Raw genomic sequence first — 18,273 nt, 5'->3', positions numbered from 1 at the left:
AAGTTCATGTTCGGCACTTTACTGATTATTATAATCACCTATATGAAAGCAGATATTTTAAAACCCTCTAGACAGACTATCCTTCGGGAAGCCAAAGATTATGTGATGATCGCCGTAGGTATGATACTTTATGGCATCGGATGGACCGTTTTCCTACTCCCCAACGACATTACGACGGGCGGAGTGCCGGGTATTGCATCTATTGTATATTGGGCAACGGGATTCCCGGTACAGTATACATATTTCAGCATTAACTTTTTCTTATTGTTGCTTGCGCTTAAGTTATTGGGATTAAAGTTCTGTATTAAAACTATTTTTGGAGTATTCACCCTGACTTTCTTCCTGTCCGTTATCCAGCAACTGGCATCAGGCGTTTCCCTTCTTCGCGACCAACCTTTCATGGCATGCGTCATCGGAGCATCGTTCTGTGGCGGCGGTATCGGAGTTGCGTTCTGCGCCAACGGAAGCACCGGCGGTACGGACGTCATTGCCGCCATCATCAACAAATACCGGGACATAACCTTGGGAAGAGTCATACTGATCTGCGATATGATCATCATTACCTCCAGTTATTTCGTTCTGAAGGACTGGGAGAAGGTGGTATACGGATTTGCAACACTTTACATTTGCAGTTTCGTCCTCGATCAGGTAGTGAACAGCGCACGTCAGTCTGTCCAGTTTTTTATCATATCCAATAAATATGAGGAGATAGGACGACACATCAACGAATACCCTCACCGTGGAGTGACGATCATCAATGCAACCGGCTTCTACACAGGCAGAGAAGTGAAAATGATGTTTGTGCTTGCCAAAAAGCGGGAGTCTACCATCATCTTCCGACTGATTAAAGATATCGACCCCAACGCATTTGTATCGCAAAGTGCCGTTATCGGAGTTTATGGGGAAGGCTTCGACCATATCAAAGTTAAATAAAAAAAGAAACAAGATTGAAAAACATGAAATACAGATCATATCACCTATTACTGGCAGGAATATTCTCTCTGTTAACAACAGGCGCTATGGCCGAAAAGACATCCGACAAACCTTACTGGCAGGATGTGCAAGTTGTATCGGTCAATAAAGAATATCCGCGTACTTCCTTCATGACGTACGATAACCGGACTGATGCACTTACCGGGAAGTTTGAAAAAAGCAACTATTATCAGTTGCTGAACGGTACATGGAAGTTCTTCTTCGCAGACAGCTACAAAGACCTTCCCGCCAATATCACCGACCCTTCCGTGAGCACGGACTCCTGGAATGATATCAAAGTCCCGGGCAACTGGGAAGTACAAGGGTATGGAGTGGCTATCTACACCAACCACGGTTATGAGTTCAAGCCCCGTAATCCGCAGCCTCCCAGCCTTCCGGAAGCCAATCCCGTGGGAGTCTACCGTCGGGACATCGATATTCCCGCCGATTGGAAAGAACGGGATATCTACCTCCACCTCGCCGGAGCGAAATCAGGTGTATATGTATACATCAACGGACAAGAAGTAGGATACAGCGAAGATTCCAAGAACCCCGCAGAATTCCTGATCAACAAATACGTGAAACCGGGTAAGAATGTACTTACACTGAAAATCTTCCGTTGGAGCACAGGTTCTTATCTGGAATGTCAGGACTTCTGGCGTATCAGCGGTATCGAACGGGATGTTTATCTGTATTCACAGCCCAAAGCCGCCCTGAAAGATTTCCGCATCACATCGACACTGGATGACAGTTACAAGAACGGAGTATTCGCTTTGAACGTCGACCTGCGCAATCATCGTCCGGCTGCAACCAATCTGACACTGGCATATGAACTGCTCGACGCTCAGGGAAAAGTAGTTGCCACCGAAGAGAAGACAACTTATGTCCCTGTCAACGAGACACGAACCCTTTCTTTTGACAAGAATCTGACCGATGTACACACATGGACATCGGAACACCCGAACCTTTACAAGCTGGTAATGACTGTCAAAGAAGAGGGTAAAGTCAATGAGATTATCCCTTTCAACGTAGGATTCCGTCGCATCGAGATCAAACCTATCGATCAGAAAGCCGCCAACGGAAAACCTTATGTATGCCTGTTTATCAACGGACAACCGCTGAAATTGAAAGGAGTCAATATCCACGAACATAATCCGGAAACCGGACATTACGTCACCGAAGAACTGATGCGTCGGGACTTCGAACTAATGAAACAGCATAATCTGAACAGTGTACGTCTCTGCCATTATCCGCAGGACCGCCGTTTCTATGAACTTTGCGACGAATACGGACTTTACGTGTACGATGAAGCCAATATCGAAAGCCACGGTATGTACTACGATCTACGTAAAGGCGGCTCATTAGGCAACAATCCCGAATGGCTGAAACCACACATGGATCGCACAATCAATATGTTCGAACGCAACAAGAACTACCCCAGCGTCACTTTCTGGTCGTTAGGAAATGAAGCCGGAAACGGATACAACTTCTACCAGACTTATCTTTGGTTGAAAGAAGCCGACAAGAACATCATGCAACGTCCCGTCAACTATGAACGTGCACAATGGGAATGGAACACCGATATGTACGTACCTCAGTATCCGGGTGCCGGCTGGCTGGAAGATATCGGCAAGAACGGCAGCGACCGTCCTATTGTCCCGTCAGAATATGCACACGCAATGGGCAACTCTACCGGAAATCTCTGGGGACAATGGCAGGCTATCTATAAATATCCGAACCTTCAGGGAGGATATATCTGGGACTGGGTAGATCAGGGTCTGCTCCAGAAAGACAAGAACGGAAGAGAATACTGGGCTTATGGAGGTGACTTCGGAGTAAATGCACCCAGCGACGGTAATTTCCTCTGCAACGGTCTTGTTAACCCCGACCGTGGTCTGCATCCGGCAATGGCAGAAGTGAAATACGTGCATCAGAATGTCGGCTTCGATGCGATTGACGCAGCATCGGGCAAGTTCAACATCACGAACCGTTTCTACTTCACCAATCTGAAAAAGTATCAGATACATTACAGCGTACTGGCCAACGGAAAAACCGTCAAAAGCGGAAAGGTATCACTGGACATCGCTCCGCAAGCTTCGAAAGAATTCACCGTACCGGTAAATGGTCTGAAAGCCCGTCCGGGAACGGAATATTTCGTTAACTTCAGTGTGATAGCCGTAGAACCGGAACCGCTGATTCCCGCCGGATACGAAATTGCATATGACCAGTTCCGTCTGCCCGTTGAAGCCGAAAGGAATACGTACAAAGCCAACGGCCCCGCATTACAAACTCAAACCCAAGGAGACGAACTGACTGTTTCTTCTTCAAAAGTAAATTTTGTATTCAACAAGAAGAGCGGTCTGGTTACCTCATACAAAGTGGATGGAACCGAATACTTCAAAGACGGATTCGGCATCCAGCCCAACTTCTGGCGTGCGCCTAATGACAATGATTACGGAAACGGTGCTCCCAAACGCCTCCACGTATGGAAACAGTCCAGCAAAGACTTCCACGTGACAGACACGAAGGTAAGCACAGAAGACAAAGCCGTCCTGTTGCAGGCAACTTATCTGCTGGCAGCCGGCAATCTGTATGTTGTCACCTATAAGATATACCCAAGCGGAATCGTTCATGTAAATGCAAAATTTACTTCTACCGATATGCAGGCTGCCGAAACAGAAGTCTCCGAAGCTACCCGCATGGCTACCTTCACTCCCGGAAGTGATGCAGCCCGCAAAGCCGCTTCCAAGCTGGAAGTTCCCCGCATCGGTGTACGTTTCCGCTTACCGGCACAGATGAATAATGTACAGTATTTCGGACGTGGTCCGGAAGAAAACTACATCGACCGCAATCACGGAACCATGGTAGGCATCTATCAGACAACCGCCGATAAGATGTACTTCAACTATGTACGTCCTCAGGAGAACGGACACCACACGGATACGCGCTGGCTTAACCTGTCTCCCGATAAAGGAAACGGCCTTGTCATCGTTGCCGACAGCCTGATCGGTTTCAACGCACTGCGCAATTCCGTCGAGGACTTCGACTCGGAAGAAGCGCTACCCCACCCCTACCAATGGAATAACTTCAGCCCGGAAGAAGCTGCCAACCACGACGAGAAGGCCGCCCGCAATGTATTGCGCCGGATGCATCACGTCAACGACGTCACTCCAAGAGACTTCGTCGAAGTTTGTGTCGACATGAAGCAACAGGGAGTAGGCGGTTATGATAGTTGGGGGGCACGTCCCGAACCTTTCCACCAGATTCCCGCCAACCGCGAATACAACTGGGGGTTCACTCTGGTACCAGTCCGTTCCGGCAGTCAGGCTACCGAAGCCGCCAAATATGATTATCGATAACCTTAGTATAAATTTTAAAGAAAAGACCCATGAAAGATTTATCAAGTATTGTAGCCAAGTTCAACACCCAAGGTACTATCACAGAGATTAAGCCTTTGGGAGCAGGACTTATCAACGACACATACAAAGTTAACACACAGGAAGCAGACGCCCCCGACTACGTTCTGCAACGCATCAACCATGCCATCTTCCAGAATGTAGAAATGCTTCAATCCAATATTGCCGCAGTCACCGGACATATTCGCAAGAAACTGACCGAAGCCGGAGAAGCCGACATCGACCGCAAAGTTCTCTCTTTCCTCGCCACTGAAGAAGGAAAAACTTATTGGTTTGATGGAGAAAGCTACTGGCGTGTCATGGTATTCATTCCGCGTGCCAAAACGTACGAGACTGTCAATCCGGAATATTCCAATTATGCAGGAGAGGCTTTCGGAAACTTTCAGGCTATGCTTGCCGACATTCCGGAAACACTGGGAGAAACCATCCCCGACTTCCATAACATGGAATTCCGTCTCAAACAGCTACGTGATGCAGTCGCTGCCAATGCTGCCGGACGAGTAGCCGAAGTACAGTATTATCTGGACGAGATAGAAAAACGTGCGGACGAAATGTGCAAGGCAGAACGCCTGTTCCGCGAAGGAAAGCTTCCGAAACGAGTATGCCATTGCGATACGAAAGTAAACAACATGATGTTTGATGAAGACGGGAAAGTGCTTTGCGTCATCGACCTGGATACGGTAATGCCGAGTTTCATCTTCTCCGACTACGGTGATTTCCTCCGTACAGGTGCCAACACCGGAGATGAAGATGACAAAGACCTGAATCGTGTGAACTTCAACATGGAGATATTCAAGGCATTCACCAAAGGATATCTGAAAGGTGCCAAATCGTTCCTCACTCCCATTGAAATAGAGAATCTGCCTTATGCTGCCGCTTTATTCCCCTATATGCAGTGCGTACGGTTCCTTGCCGATTATATCAACGGAGATACTTACTACAAAATCAAATATCCCGAACATAATCTGGTGCGCACCAAGGCACAGTTCAAACTACTTCAAAGCGTAGAAGAACATACACCGGAGATGGTGGCATTCATCAATGAGTGCTTGGTTAATGGATAATGGAGAATGGAAAATGGATAATTAGTGGAAATGGGGCGGAGCTGTTTATTTGGTAAACGCTCCATTCTTCCACTGATAAACAATAGGACGGCGGAGAAACGGTTTAAGTTTTTCTGCCGTTTCTTTTGACATATAGTCGGGAGTGGACAGAGTGACAGCCAGTTCTGTATTTTCCTTGTTCATATCCACTTTCATCAATAAGATGTCTGCAGAACGGGAGGCCTCGTCAAATTCGTATATCGCAGTGGAGTCCGGAGTAAGCAGAAAATCGTTCATGACCGGCAGGGTGATGAATGAATCGGCAGTCAGAGGTTTCCAGTCTGTAGTATAGAAGCGGATGCTGCTGTCACAAGCCGGAGCACATGCCGTAGCTACCGTACAAATCACATTCGTGGTATCATTCAAAGCCAATACTTTCATCTGCCAAGTGGTTTCCGGAGTCATCTGCATCCGGATATAGTCCTTACTCAGGTCGGTCATTTCCGACTTCTGCCCGAAGCGGTTTTCCACCTGTGCTTTCATTTTACTGCTCAGAAAGTCGATGCAGTCTTCACGGTTCACCTTCGTAAGCAAGGGACAAAGTGAATCCGGAACGTTGATAAAAAGAGTCTTTGCTTCCTGCGCCTGTGAAGAGACAAAAGTAAACAAGCCGATGATGAAAAATGCGATGGTATGAGTGATTTTATTTGATTTCATATTGTACTTTTTATTTAGACCCCAAATATAAGAATATCATTCCGATTAACACGAGGATAAGGTCAATCGCTTTGCTTTTTAAATTCTTTTCACGGAAGAAGAGCGCTCCGAAAATGAAAGATACGATCACGCTTCCCCGACGAACCATCGAAACGATGGAGATCATGGAGTCATCATAGCTCAGAGCATAAAAGTAGACAAAGTCTGCCGCCGAAAGGAATACGGAAATCAGAATGATGGTCCAGTCCCAGCGGAAAGGAGTGGTCGTCTTCCGTTTGGGCCACCAGAGAAGGAAGATAATGGTTCCCATGATAAAGAACTGGTAGACATTATACCACGATTGCACCAGCATCGGATTCAGCTGTTTCATCAGAAACTTGTCATACAATCCGCTGACAGCTCCCATGACTGCTGCCAGTATAATAAAGAGAATCCATTTGTTATGCTTGAAATCGATCCCTTCTTTCTTCCCCGAACGGCTCAACATAAAGAAGGAAGCCACTGCCAGCATCACTCCGATCCATTGGTAGAGATTCAGACGCTCGCCAAACACCAGCATTGCTCCTACAAGCACCATCACCGGACGGGTAGCATTGATAGGCCCCACAATGGTAATAGGCAAGTGTTTCATCCCGAAGTAACCGAATATCCACGATGACAGAACGATAAACGACTTGATGATAATATATTTATGCTGCTCCCATCCTGCAACGGGAACATTAAAGATGGTTCCCCCAAAGAGATCAGGCTCGAATGCCGATACCAAAATGAACGGCAGAAAAATTAGACTGGAGAAAAGCGTATTCAAAAACAATACAGGCAACACCGCATTATCTTTCAATGACTGTTTCTTGAATACATCATAAAATCCCAGCAAGGTAGCCGAGAGAAAAGCTAATAATAACCACATGTTGAAATAAGTAATAGGTAATAAGTAACAAGTAATATTGAGCTGACTGGGAAGTCGGCAGTATCTAACACTCCCCTCCTTCGGGAAGGAGTGTAGATAGTACTGACTTTTTAGTTTCCTCTGAGAAAATATCTTCCGGATATTCTACGTTGACAAGGAAGAGCGCATTTCCCGGAGCGGAAGTTCCCGCTTTGCAACGATCCTGTTGTTCTATCACTTTACGGAAACCTTCCACGGTCAGTTTGCCGCGTCCTACCTCGAGCAATGTTCCTACGATGGCACGCACCATATTACGGAGAAAGCGGTCGGCACGGATAGTAAATACCCAGGTGGTATCCTCGCCTTCCATCTTCGTCCATTCGGCATGGGAGATGTGGCAGATGTTTGTTTTTACATCTGTATGCAGTTTGCTGAAACTTGTAAAATCAATGTATTCGAACAGGGTTCGTGCAGCCTCGTTCATCCGTTCATAATCCAATGAACCATAGACACGGTAGCGGTACTGGCGGTTGAAAGGATATTTGGCGGTAGTCACATAATACTTATATGTCCGGGCAGTCGCGTCAAAACGGGCGTGCGCATCCGGTTTTACCTGACGGACACGATAGACAGAAATATCTGGAGGCAACAGACGGTTCAACTTGTCGGCGACAGTCACCGTATCGAGCACGTCTTCATGATCAAAATGTGCCACCATCAGCGAGGCATGCACCCCCGCGTCCGTCCGGCCAGCACCTATCACTTCCACATCACGACGCAGAAAAGTAGACAAAGCCTTCATCAAGCATTCCTGCACACTACTCCCGTTGGGTTGTATCTGCCAACCGTGATAGTTGGTTCCATCATAAGCCAAATAAATAAAATACCTTTGCACGCCGATTCCTCATTTTAGGGTTTTCGACTGCAAAAGTAGTCATTTTTTTATTCATACGTAGAAGGAGTCGTACCAAATGCATCCACAAAATGTTTGCGGAAAGTCGGAATGTCATTATACCCCACCATTTCGGCAACTTCCTGCACTGCATATTGTTTCGTTTTCAACAGCACTCCCGCACGGCGCATACGTACTCCTCTGATCAGTTCTATAATGGTATAGTCTGTACTTTGCTTCACTTTGCGGTAAAGGGTGGGCTGACTCATATTCATTTCCGCTGCCAGTTTCTTCACACTGAAGTCCGCCTCGCAAATATTTTCTTCCACAATTTTGATAACAGCTGTGATAAACGGATCTTCCGTCTTCACTTCTTCACCCGCCTGTTCCGGTTCGCTCACGACAATTGTATCCGTTCCCGGCAATTTGAACAACTTCGTGTACATCTGCTTCAACGTCTGACGACCATTAATCAGACTGCTGACTTTCGCCTTCAGAATGCCCGGAGTAAATGGTTTCAGTACATAATCATCCGCACCCAGCTGCAGTCCGTGAATAATATCGTCGTCTTCTACCTTTGCCGTCAGCATGATAAAAGGAATACTGCACGTTTCCGGATTCTCCTTCACCTCCCGGCAACATTCGAAACCGTCTTTCACCGGCATCATGACATCACAGATGATCAAGTCCGGCATCTCTTTCATTGCCGTATCGACTCCCTCCTGCCCGTTGGTTGCCATCAACAAGTTATATTCATTGCCGAAGAGCACTTTCAGATACAGGCGGATATCCTTATGATCTTCTACAATCAATATCGTCTTTTTAACTCCGCCCGCTACGGGGGATGCTACTTCTTCGGCAGGCAATGCCTCCGCAAAAAGCGGCAGTTGCTGATCCTGTTGCACCACAGCATCCTCTACTGCCAAATCCTGTTTCTGTGTTTCTGCCGATTCGGGTTCCAGCTCTGCTACTTCTGTCAGTTCTTCCGGATCAATAAACTGAATATTCGGATTGTTTTCAAAGACATCTCTGTCGGCGGGAAGATTGACCGTGACCTTCGTCCCCTTTCCTTCAGTACTTTCAAGAGTAATCGTTCCGTAATGAGCTTCGATCATCTGTTGCATGATGGTGAATCCCATTTGCGCAGCCGACATATCACGTTCCGATCCTTCATTCTCGCTCATCAACTGCTCAACAGTTCTTACCCTTTCTTTTCCGTCATCTTCTACTATCAGGCAGACATAGTGCATATTGTCATTTACAACCTCACAAACAGATAAAGAAACCGTTCCCGCATAATGCGTATGGGTGAAAGCATTTGTCAACAGATTATGAATGACGAATTCTATTTTCTTTTTGTCCACATAAAATTCCATCTCCTTCTTGATTCTCTTCTCGCAATGGAAATCAATGGTATACACCTTCAACAAGTCCCGGACACCAAAAAGAGAGCTGTCGATCATTTTATCCACCGAATACGGAGCAACTTCCAGTTTTGATTCCATATTGCCCTGCCCGTATACTGCCAGCAACTGGTCGCAGGCATCCACCATGCGGAGTGAGTTCCGGTACGCCACCTGTAGAGAAAGCTGAGAAGTCTGAGCGTCATCCTTCTGCAATTCCTTCAGCGGAGCGATGATGAGTGACAACGGCGTACGCAATTCCTGCACAAAGAGCATCAGCAACCGGTTCCTCATCGCTTCTATCTCTTTTTTTTGTTCCTGTTTCAGCTTTTCGAGATTCAGATTCTCCTTCAGTATCATCTCACGGTCACGATGAATCTGTTTGCGCTGATCCTTCTTTCTGAAATAAGAATAGAAGAAATAAGATAATCCGCCAAGTAACAGAACATACATGATATACGCCCATATAGTCTGATACCATTTACCCTTCACCACCAGAGGAATCTCGATTACCTCCCCTTCTTTCCCATCCGGGAAAACCAGCTTAGCCTGCAAGGCATATTTTCCGGCAGCCAATCCGTTGAACCACAGTCCTTCTGCAAGCGGTATCATTTTCCATTCTTTGTCCGCAGGAAGCAGACGGTAAGCAATCTTGCGCTGTGCCAGTCCGTAACGCAGATCGGAAAAGAACAAATGAAAGTCGTTGTTATCGGAAGCAAACACCAGTTTCTCCTGTTTTTCCGGAGAAACAGCCAGAATCATCTGCCCGTTCCGCTTTTCTCCTGCCAGCACCGTTTCTCCACCGACTTCCACATCGGTCAGCATCAAATGCTTCTTGCCACTATCGCCTTTGGTAGCAGAAGGATCAAAGAAAATCAGCCCCCAGGAATTCGCCCATAACAAGCGTCCGTCATTCAAACGACAGACTGCACTGCAGTTTCCCACCGACAGATAACTATAAAAAGCCTCCTGTCCATTTCTGATGGTCATCACTCCTACATTGTTTCCTGCCCATGTGTTTCCGATATGGTCGTCGACCATGCAACTGACATGTCCGTCCGTCAATCCACTCTGTAGTGTATAAACAGATTCTATCTTATCCTTCTCTCTTCCGTCGATGCGAATAACGACGTTCAGATAGGCTGCATAAATCTGATTATAGTTATTCACATACAGGGTTCGCACTCCGGCTTCTTCCAGCCCATTCTCCTTTTCATAGTTTCCTTCCACCCGTATCTGGTCACCGTTCGTTTCAATTCTTTTCAGCCCTTTATCCGTACCTACCCATACATTTCCTTCCTTATCTTCAGTGATGGCAAATACATTCTTGATTTCACCGGGCAGTTTTATATTTTTGCATCCGTGAGTTTTAGGATCTACCTGTACCAGTCCATTCGAAGTACCTACCCACAAACGATTCCACGAATCCAGACAGAAACAATGGACAACAGCCTGCATCCTCCCGCCTTCGCTGTTTTTCAACTGAAAAGATTCCACGTCTTCCGTAAGCGGATTGACAGAGATGATCTCTCCAAAATTGTTACCCAGCCAAATGTTTCCATCTTTACCTTTATATATGTGATAACGTCCGGAGAGACCGGATACTTTTTTCCATGGTTCAAAATGTGTATCCATCGAAAATGACGGAGTAGTGCTTCTCATGATGCCTCCATCGGTCACCGTCAACCAGATATACCCTTTTGCATCTTCGACCATGCCATCCACTCTGGATTTGAAATTCTGCCGTACCCGGCTGTACATACTGTCGCTGATATCAAACTTTACCACTCCCCCGCCAAAGGTACCTACCCAAAGAATCTGCTGCCTGTTATCCCATAGCAGACTGGTCATCTTATTTTCGATCCTTGAATGGAACGCTCTTTCCCCCTGTGTCAGCAGTGTCAATGTAAACGGACTCTCACACAAATTCAGATTCTCAAAATGCAATTTATATAATCCGTCCCATGTCGTCAGATAAAACGTCTGCTTATCTTTCATCACCATATCTGTAACATACGAGTTGGAGAAATCCGGCTGGTCGCCCCCCTCGAGAGAGACTACACGTTCCTTATGCGATTTAAGGTCATAACATACAATATCATTCCATAATCTGCATATCCATAAATATCCCTGTCGCAAAAAGAGTCTGTTCACCACATCATATTCTCTGATCACAGAAGTTCTTTTGGTTACGAGATCATAATGTATCACCTTTTCGCGGTCAACGGCAAAGTACAGGTTTGTTTTTCCATCCGTGCAAAGATTAGTAATCTTTCCTTTTATCAAAGGTTCGGGATTCAATATACAATAGACGAAATCTTCTTTTCCTTCTTTTTTGCGGATGGGACGCGATTCGAACAATCCATGCGAAGTAGCCAGATACAGGCTGCCATCATTCCAGCAAAAATCCTGAATCTCTTTAAGTTTCAGCGACCTGTCAAAACGTACAGGCAAAAACTTTTCCATTTCTTTGTCAAAACAGGTTATTCCCCCCTGATAGAGTGAAGCATAAAATAAACCGTCGGAACCTTCCTTCAGCGTTTTTACAGCCTGATGCAAAGGAGTGGAAAGGGAGTCAACGCTCATAATGAGCGGATAATCACGAAATCTGAAGCCATCGTAGCGGGAGATTCCCTTGTCGGTAGAGAACCACATAAAGCCTTCGCTTCCGTAACAAACATGATAAATAGTATTATTTCCGACTCCGTTTTTAATTATTTGCGGTTCTAGGTCCCAGTGGGTATCTATAGAGTATGACGGAAGAAAAACCGTCAACAGCAACAACAGAAAGAAGAACTTCCTCATATCTTAATTGTATTTTGTTCATGTGTATTGGCTGATAAAGATATATAATTAAATCATTAACAAATCGGATAACAAATATTTTTTAGCAATAATTCACAATAAAGTAAAAGCCCGCTGATTCGTAAAAGAATCGGCGGGCCTCCCATTGTTTGTTTCTTAATTGCCTGAATGACCAAAGCTATATTGTTTGCTGTCTGGTTCCTCTTTTTGTCTGATGGAATCTCCGTGCACGGCGCAAGGAGCCCTTTTATATAAGTTGTATATATTGTAACGTAATACCTAAAATCAATAAATTCCTGTTGTATTAATTAGCTGCTTTGGAAAGAGTAAAGCTATAAGTTCCCTTATTATCCTTGAAGTTGTAGCTACCTTTAAAGCTTACGGGTACCTTAACCAGGCAATTACCCTGGTCGCTTACACGGAAATAGAGATAAGAAGTCGAGCTGAATACACTGTTTCCTTCAGCAGTAGTAGATAAGGAAGCTCCATAACCCTGCCAGTTGAACAGGTCAGTCGAGGAAGAGTATGTAGTACCTATATAAAATACTCCGCCGTTATTATCAATATTAAAGTTGATGGAAACACACAATGCGAATTGTTCTACGAAAGCACCGCTTCTGGTACGGGCCTGATATTCTGCGATCATCTTCACTTCTTTTCTGTCACCACCTTCGTAGTATCCTTCCAAAGTTTCCGATTCACAGTTACGGATAGTATTACCATTCTGACGAAGCGCTTCAAGCACACTTGCCATTTCTTCTGCAGTCACAGAAGGTACATCACCTACTTTAGAGTCAACAGTTGCAGATTGTATACCATATAAAGATATCATGGATTCAAAGTTTGAAGAGTTGTCTTCAAAACTATCACTTTCAGCATTAGAACATGCTACAAAAGTTAATGCCAATACACATGCGAAAAAGAATTTAATTGATTTCATATTAGTACCTCCTAAATTTTATTTGTTTTTTTAATTTGTTTGCGAACTGTTGTTTGTTATTTCGTCCGCTTCTTACACTTCATATTGTTTATCTGTTCATGTTCCTTAGGAGGGAATCTTTTAAACTTAAGTTTTCTTATTTATCTTTTCTTGTTTGTTTGTACACTGCAAACATAGGCGTTTTATTCAATAGAAAAAACTTTTTCAGGAGACAAAATGAATGAATTACCACTCTTTAACGAACGAAATACAGCTTATTCAAGCACTTGAATAAGATATGCAAGTATCAAATCGCCGCTCATCTGCAATTCATTCAATACGAGCGGTAAAAACACCACCCATTACCAATGAATTATATGCCACCTATAAAAAGAATGATATACCACCCCACTTATTAATTTCCATTGAAAGGAAAGAGAAGAAAGATGAATCCACCAATTAACGTCTATTCATATAACCGTTACTTTTGCAACATCAACAAACAAAACCCATCATGCGATGAAAAAGAAAAGAATCTTATTTTTGTTCGTTACCTTGTTTGCTTCTACCTTATTATATAGTCAGGTAGTCGGAGTGAAAACCAATCTTGTAATGGACGCGATGAAAATTATCAATCTCGGAGCCGAAGTCGGTCTGAGTAAGAAGTTAACGCTGGACTTGTATGCCAACTATAATCCGTGGAAATACAAAGATCAGAAGATGATGAAGATGCTCGCCATCCAGCCGGAACTCCGTTACTGGTTCTGCGACAAGTTCAATGGACACTTTGTGGGATTCCATGTACATGGAGGCGTCTACCAGGCTGCCGCCATCAATATGCCCTGGGGCATCTGGCCGGAACTGAAGGACCACCGCTTCAAAGGCAATTTCTTCGGTGCTGGTATTTCCTACGGTTATCAATGGATTCTTGCCAAGCATTGGAATCTGGAAGGGAATATTGGTGTAGGTTACGCACGTGTCAAGTATGAGCAGTTCGAATGCAAGACGTGCGGTGAGAAGGTTAGCGAAGGACATAAGAACTATTTAGGTCCCACGAAAGCTGCTATCAGTTTAATCTATTTATTCTAAAACAAAACAAATATGAAAAAGATATTATGCATACTCTTTTGCCTGCTGCCTGTATTGGGCGGGAAAGCGCAGACACTTTATAGAGATCAGGTGCGTATAGAGAAAGAATCTATCACACGCAATGAAGATAACAATGTGCTGAGCATCGATATGGATATCGTGATGCAGGAGAATCTGAAGCTCTCCTCCAATCATGTCGTCACCCTCACTCCGTTCCTCGAATCAAATGGCCGCACCAAGATACTACCTTCCATCGTAGTTTACGGTCGCAAACGTGAAGTAGTAAACCAACGCAATAACATCGCTCCTTCGGAAAATACTTACAGTGTTATCCGTCGCAAGCATAATAAAGAACAGATTATCAACTACCACCAGCAATTCCAGTTCGAAGCCTGGATGCGTGATGCGGAAATGAAACTGAATATTGATGTATGCGGCTGCTGCGACCTGAAAGAGGAGACCAGCGGTGAATTAATCACCCGATTGAACATTTTACCCGTGCAGCTACAGCCCGCTATATCCTATATCACTCCACAGGCAGAAGCCGTCAAGCACCGTGCCATAGAAGGAAGCGCTTTCCTCGACTTCCCGGTGAACCAAATTATCATCCGACCGGAGTATCGTCGCAACACAGTAGAGCTGGCCAAGATACGTGCTACCATTGACAGTGTACGTAATGATGACAAGACAACGCTCAGCAGTATAAGAATTCACGGTTATGCATCACCGGAAGGTGGATATGCCAACAATACCCGACTGGCAAAAGGTCGTACACAGGCATTGGTAGATTATGTGACCAGTTATTACAAGTTCGACAATAAACTGATCACTTCAGAGTATACTTCTGAAGATTGGGAAGGATTCCGCAAGTTTATCGCAGCTTCTTCATTGGAGAAGAAGGACGAGATACTGAAACTGATGGATGACTCGACACTGGACATAGACAAGAAAGAACGCCAGATCGCTCAATTGGCAGGTCCTCAAACTTATAAATATATATTGGAAGAATGTTATCCGGCTTTGCGTCATTCAGACTATACCGTCAACTATACCGTACGCGGGTTCAATCTGGAAGAAACCAAAGAGATTATCAAGACACGTCCGCAACTGTTGAGCCTACAGGAAATCTATCGGATTGCGGAAAGCTGTCAGCCGGGAAGCGAAGAGTTCAACCGTTCGTTCCAGGTAGCAGCCGCCATGTTCCCGGATGACCCTATTGCCAATCTGAATGCAGGAGCCATGGAAATACAGAAAGGCGGAGACCTGACAACAGCGAAGAAGCATCTTGCCAAAGCTGATCAGAAAGCTCCCGAAACGCTGAATAACCTGGGAGTCATCGCACTGCTGGAAGGCGACTACGATGCGGCAGAGAAATATTTCAATGCAGCAAAAGCCGGTGGACTCACCACTCAGGCTGACACCAATATGAAACAACTAAAAAGCATAAGAAATTATCCCAAAGAATAATAACAAACAATTTTACCCCAAAACACAAACGCACCACCTGAGAAGGCAGTGCGTTTTTTTTATATCATAATCATCATATCATCGGCTTAACAATCTCCACTTTTAAGCCCAATGCATCAATGATACGAAAGAAAAGTCCGACTCCCGGCTCAAGCGCTCCTTTCTCAATTCTAGATATATAGGACTTGTTGGTACCTACCTTGCCGTACAATTTGTCTAATACAGCATCCATACTTCCAACGTCAGGGTTTACTTGCATAATATTCATTTTTAAGTTTTACTGCCTTTTCAATCTCACTTTCGGGCGTTTTTTGTGTCTTTTTCTGAAAGCCATTAAACAACATCACGATATTGCCTTCATCAAAAATAAAAAAAGCCCCATAAATATTCATGGAATGTTTTTTTATTTTCAAGCGTTTCAGCCCTTTCAGCCATCCGCCACAACCGCCTGCCAGCAGGCGAAAGCGGCTGAAAGCCGCCCCCGAAAAAGCACCCTTTCAGCCTTCAGTCCTTTCAGCCGGGAATTTACCGGAGCGTCGGCTGATCTCTGGATGTCCCGTAGAATCCGGGAACAGGAACATAGATCGGCTGATTACGCAATCCGAGATTCTGCAACTTTCCTTCCTGGCAAATTCTCCGGATATGAATCATAGCCGTAGAACGTACCATGCCACACAAAGATTGGAAATCTCTGCGCTGCATCATCTGATGCGTACTGAAATACTCCTTCAGCAACATATCAATCTCTACTTCCGAAAGTTTGGACGAATGAAAATTCTTCTTCAGTTGCTTTACCTTAATTAATCCGATAGAGTTTTTCAATTTCTGATCCGAACGAAAGCGGATAGCCTTCAGTTTGATTTTCATATTCCGTCGTGGAGTGTCGGCGGCTATCTCTTCCGTAGCAGTCAGCGTGGGGTAAAAATAGCCGATGCCGTCCAAATGCACCTGCCGTCCTTCTCCCAACTCCTCTCCCATCACCTGCGAAAGAGCATCCAGTACAGCAGTCACATCGACTTCATTCAGCGTACAACGGGATTGAATCTTACTCCTCATTTCGTCCGTATCTACCTGACCATTGTAAGCAATGCGGGGATGGAATCTTTTTTTCTTCGGTTGATCCGGTGATACCGGGTTCTCATACCAGTCAAATAATATAGCCATAGCTTCCTCTTTTATTAAATAAGTACTTCTAATCTGTTATTCCTACGGAAACTTCCGATGAAAGAAGCTTCATTTTCATCGGCTAATGTGCTATGGCTGCCCGGCTAATGGAGATTAGCCGATTGACTAATGAAGGATAGCTGATCAGCTAATCTGCATTAGCCTCTGATGTTTGCGCCTTCAAAGATACAACAGAAAGGCAGGAAAACCTAATGATTCCTACGTTATTTCATAAACGGAAGTATTTAAAGGAATCTATCGAAAACACTTGCAAATCGCTATCCCGGCATTGTAACTTTGATGCACGAAACTTAAAAAAAAGAACAAATATGATGGAAAAAGTAACCCAAATGATCGCCATGCTGATAAAGGCATGGAAAAAAGAGAGCGTATCACAGATTGACACACCTCCCGTTCCCGCAACGCCCGAACCGAAGCAGCAGTCCCCCAACAACTCCGCCTGCCTGACGGAACGGGTCAACACCTTTCTGCAAACTCACTATGACTTCCGCTACAACCGCCTGACGGAAGAAACAGAATTTCGCCCATTAAGCGGAGCAAAGACCGAATTTCGTCCCATCGGAAAACGTGAACTGAACACCCTCTGCATGGAGGCTCATGCAGAGGGCATTTCCTGCTGGGATAAAGATGTGAGCCGATATATTTATTCCACACAAATCGGAGAGTATCATCCTTTCCGGCTTTATATGGACGAACTTCCTCCCTGGGACGGCATCGACCGGTTGACTCCGCTTGCCCGACGTGTATCTGCACTACCTCTATGGGTAAAAGGATTCCACACATGGATGCTGGGACTGGCTGCCCAATGGGAAGGAAAGACGGGTGTCCATGCCAACAGCCTGGCTCCCATCCTGATCAGTGCCGAACAGGGACGGATGAAATCGACTTTCTGCAAATCGCTGATGCCCAAAGTACTGCAACGTTACTATATGGATAATCTCAAACTGACATCAGAAGGACAGGCAGAACGTCTTCTGTCAGAAATGGGGCTGATCAATCTGGATGAATTCGACAAATATGCAGAGAGTAAAATGCCGCTTCTGAAGAATTTAATGCAAATGTCGAGTCTCCACGTCTGCAAAGCGTATCAGCGTAACTTCCGGGACTTGCCGCGCATCGCTTCTTTCATCGGAACTTCCAACCGCTCCGATCTGATGAGTGACCCGACAGGCAGCCGCCGTTTCTTCTGTGTAGAAGTAGAAAAGCCGATAAATTGTGAGGGAATCGAGCATGAACAGATCTTCGCCCAACTGAAAGCGGAGCTTGCCGACGGGTGTCCGTATTGGTTCGACAAAGAAACGGAACGTGAAATACAACAGAATAATGCACCCTTTTACCGTACTTGCCCTGCCGAAGAGGTATTTCTCAGTTGTTTCCGCACCTCAGCCTCAGCGGAAGAGAAATATCTGCGACTTTCTGCTGCCGATATTTATAAAGAACTGAAGAAACGGAATGCTGCTGCTCTACGAGGTTTCA

13 protein-coding genes and 1 pseudogene are annotated in these 18,273 nt (G+C 45.1%); 6 read left to right on the top strand and 8 right to left on the bottom strand.

Annotated features, from left to right (window positions below):
- Window positions 1–42 precede the first annotated feature (42 nt).
- From KTR07_RS19915 to KTR07_RS19905, 3 genes are read left to right on the top strand one after another with little or no spacing between them, the layout of a single operon-like run.
- Window positions 43–933 (top strand): YitT family protein, encoded by an 891-nt coding sequence (locus tag KTR07_RS19915; protein WP_011109173.1) that lies wholly within the window; start codon window positions 43–45, stop codon window positions 931–933.
- A gap of 23 nt (window positions 934–956) precedes the next feature.
- Entirely contained in the window at window positions 957–4,331 is a 3,375-nt protein-coding gene (locus KTR07_RS19910; protein WP_008764442.1) for a glycoside hydrolase family 2 TIM barrel-domain containing protein, read from the top strand.
- A 29-nt stretch (window positions 4,332–4,360) separates the two neighbouring features.
- Complete coding sequence (locus KTR07_RS19905; RefSeq protein WP_008764441.1) at window positions 4,361–5,452, top strand: phosphotransferase enzyme family protein; 1,092 nt, start codon at window positions 4,361–4,363, stop codon at window positions 5,450–5,452.
- A gap of 45 nt (window positions 5,453–5,497) precedes the next feature.
- On the opposite strand, the gene KTR07_RS19900 is transcribed toward KTR07_RS19905, so the two are convergent.
- From KTR07_RS19900 to KTR07_RS19880, 5 genes are all read right to left on the bottom strand, one after another.
- Window positions 5,498–6,148 carry a DUF3256 family protein gene (locus tag KTR07_RS19900; RefSeq protein WP_008764440.1) on the bottom strand — a complete coding sequence of 217 codons (651 nt, stop codon included), beginning with the start codon at window positions 6,146–6,148 and terminating at the stop codon, window positions 5,498–5,500.
- Window positions 6,149–6,158: 10 nt separating this feature from the next.
- Entirely contained in the window at window positions 6,159–7,058 is a 900-nt protein-coding gene (locus KTR07_RS19895) for a DMT family transporter (RefSeq protein ID WP_011109171.1), read from the bottom strand.
- Between the two features lie 64 nt (window positions 7,059–7,122).
- Window positions 7,123–7,932, bottom strand: coding sequence for a tRNA pseudouridine(38-40) synthase TruA (gene truA / locus KTR07_RS19890; protein WP_008764438.1), 810 nt, complete (start codon window positions 7,930–7,932; stop codon window positions 7,123–7,125).
- 47 nt (window positions 7,933–7,979) lie between these two features.
- Window positions 7,980–12,137, bottom strand: a complete 4,158-nt coding sequence (locus KTR07_RS19885; protein WP_008764437.1) for a response regulator — start codon at window positions 12,135–12,137, stop codon at window positions 7,980–7,982.
- A 304-nt stretch (window positions 12,138–12,441) separates the two neighbouring features.
- Entirely contained in the window at window positions 12,442–13,077 is a 636-nt protein-coding gene (locus KTR07_RS19880) for a DUF5033 domain-containing protein (RefSeq protein WP_008759912.1), read from the bottom strand.
- A gap of 498 nt (window positions 13,078–13,575) precedes the next feature.
- Here KTR07_RS19880 and KTR07_RS19875 point away from each other — a divergent pair, with 498 nt between their 5' ends.
- Together KTR07_RS19875 and KTR07_RS19870 are read left to right on the top strand one after the other, a co-directional pair.
- Window positions 13,576–14,145: a DUF3575 domain-containing protein gene (locus KTR07_RS19875; RefSeq protein WP_008759911.1), complete on the top strand. Its 570-nt coding sequence runs from the start codon at window positions 13,576–13,578 to the stop codon at window positions 14,143–14,145.
- A 12-nt stretch (window positions 14,146–14,157) separates the two neighbouring features.
- Complete coding sequence (locus KTR07_RS19870) at window positions 14,158–15,612, top strand: DUF3868 domain-containing protein (RefSeq protein WP_008764436.1); 1,455 nt, start codon at window positions 14,158–14,160, stop codon at window positions 15,610–15,612.
- 73 nt (window positions 15,613–15,685) lie between these two features.
- Here the strand turns inward: KTR07_RS19870 and KTR07_RS19865 are convergent, their stop codons facing one another.
- From KTR07_RS19865 to KTR07_RS19855, 3 genes and pseudogenes are all read right to left on the bottom strand, one after another.
- Complete coding sequence (locus tag KTR07_RS19865) at window positions 15,686–15,871, bottom strand: helix-turn-helix domain-containing protein (RefSeq protein ID WP_008764435.1); 186 nt, start codon at window positions 15,869–15,871, stop codon at window positions 15,686–15,688.
- A pseudogene (locus tag KTR07_RS19860) lies at window positions 15,855–16,037 on the bottom strand (type II toxin-antitoxin system RelE/ParE family toxin); the annotation flags it as partial. The pseudogene KTR07_RS19860 and the gene KTR07_RS19865, both read right to left, overlap by 17 nt.
- A gap of 100 nt (window positions 16,038–16,137) precedes the next feature.
- Window positions 16,138–16,776: an HU family DNA-binding protein gene (locus KTR07_RS19855; RefSeq protein ID WP_008759907.1), complete on the bottom strand. Its 639-nt coding sequence runs from the start codon at window positions 16,774–16,776 to the stop codon at window positions 16,138–16,140.
- Between the two features lie 329 nt (window positions 16,777–17,105).
- Between KTR07_RS19855 and KTR07_RS19850 the strand changes: the two genes are divergently transcribed.
- On the top strand, window positions 17,106–18,273 hold a 1,168-nt coding region (locus KTR07_RS19850), incomplete at its 3' end, for a VapE domain-containing protein (protein WP_195382129.1).

The organism is Bacteroides sp. MSK.20.82 (assembly GCF_019052485.1).
GTDB classification, from domain to species: Bacteria; Bacteroidota; Bacteroidia; order Bacteroidales; family Bacteroidaceae; genus Bacteroides; species Bacteroides thetaiotaomicron.
This window is presented reverse-complemented; position numbering and strand designations above follow the sequence as displayed.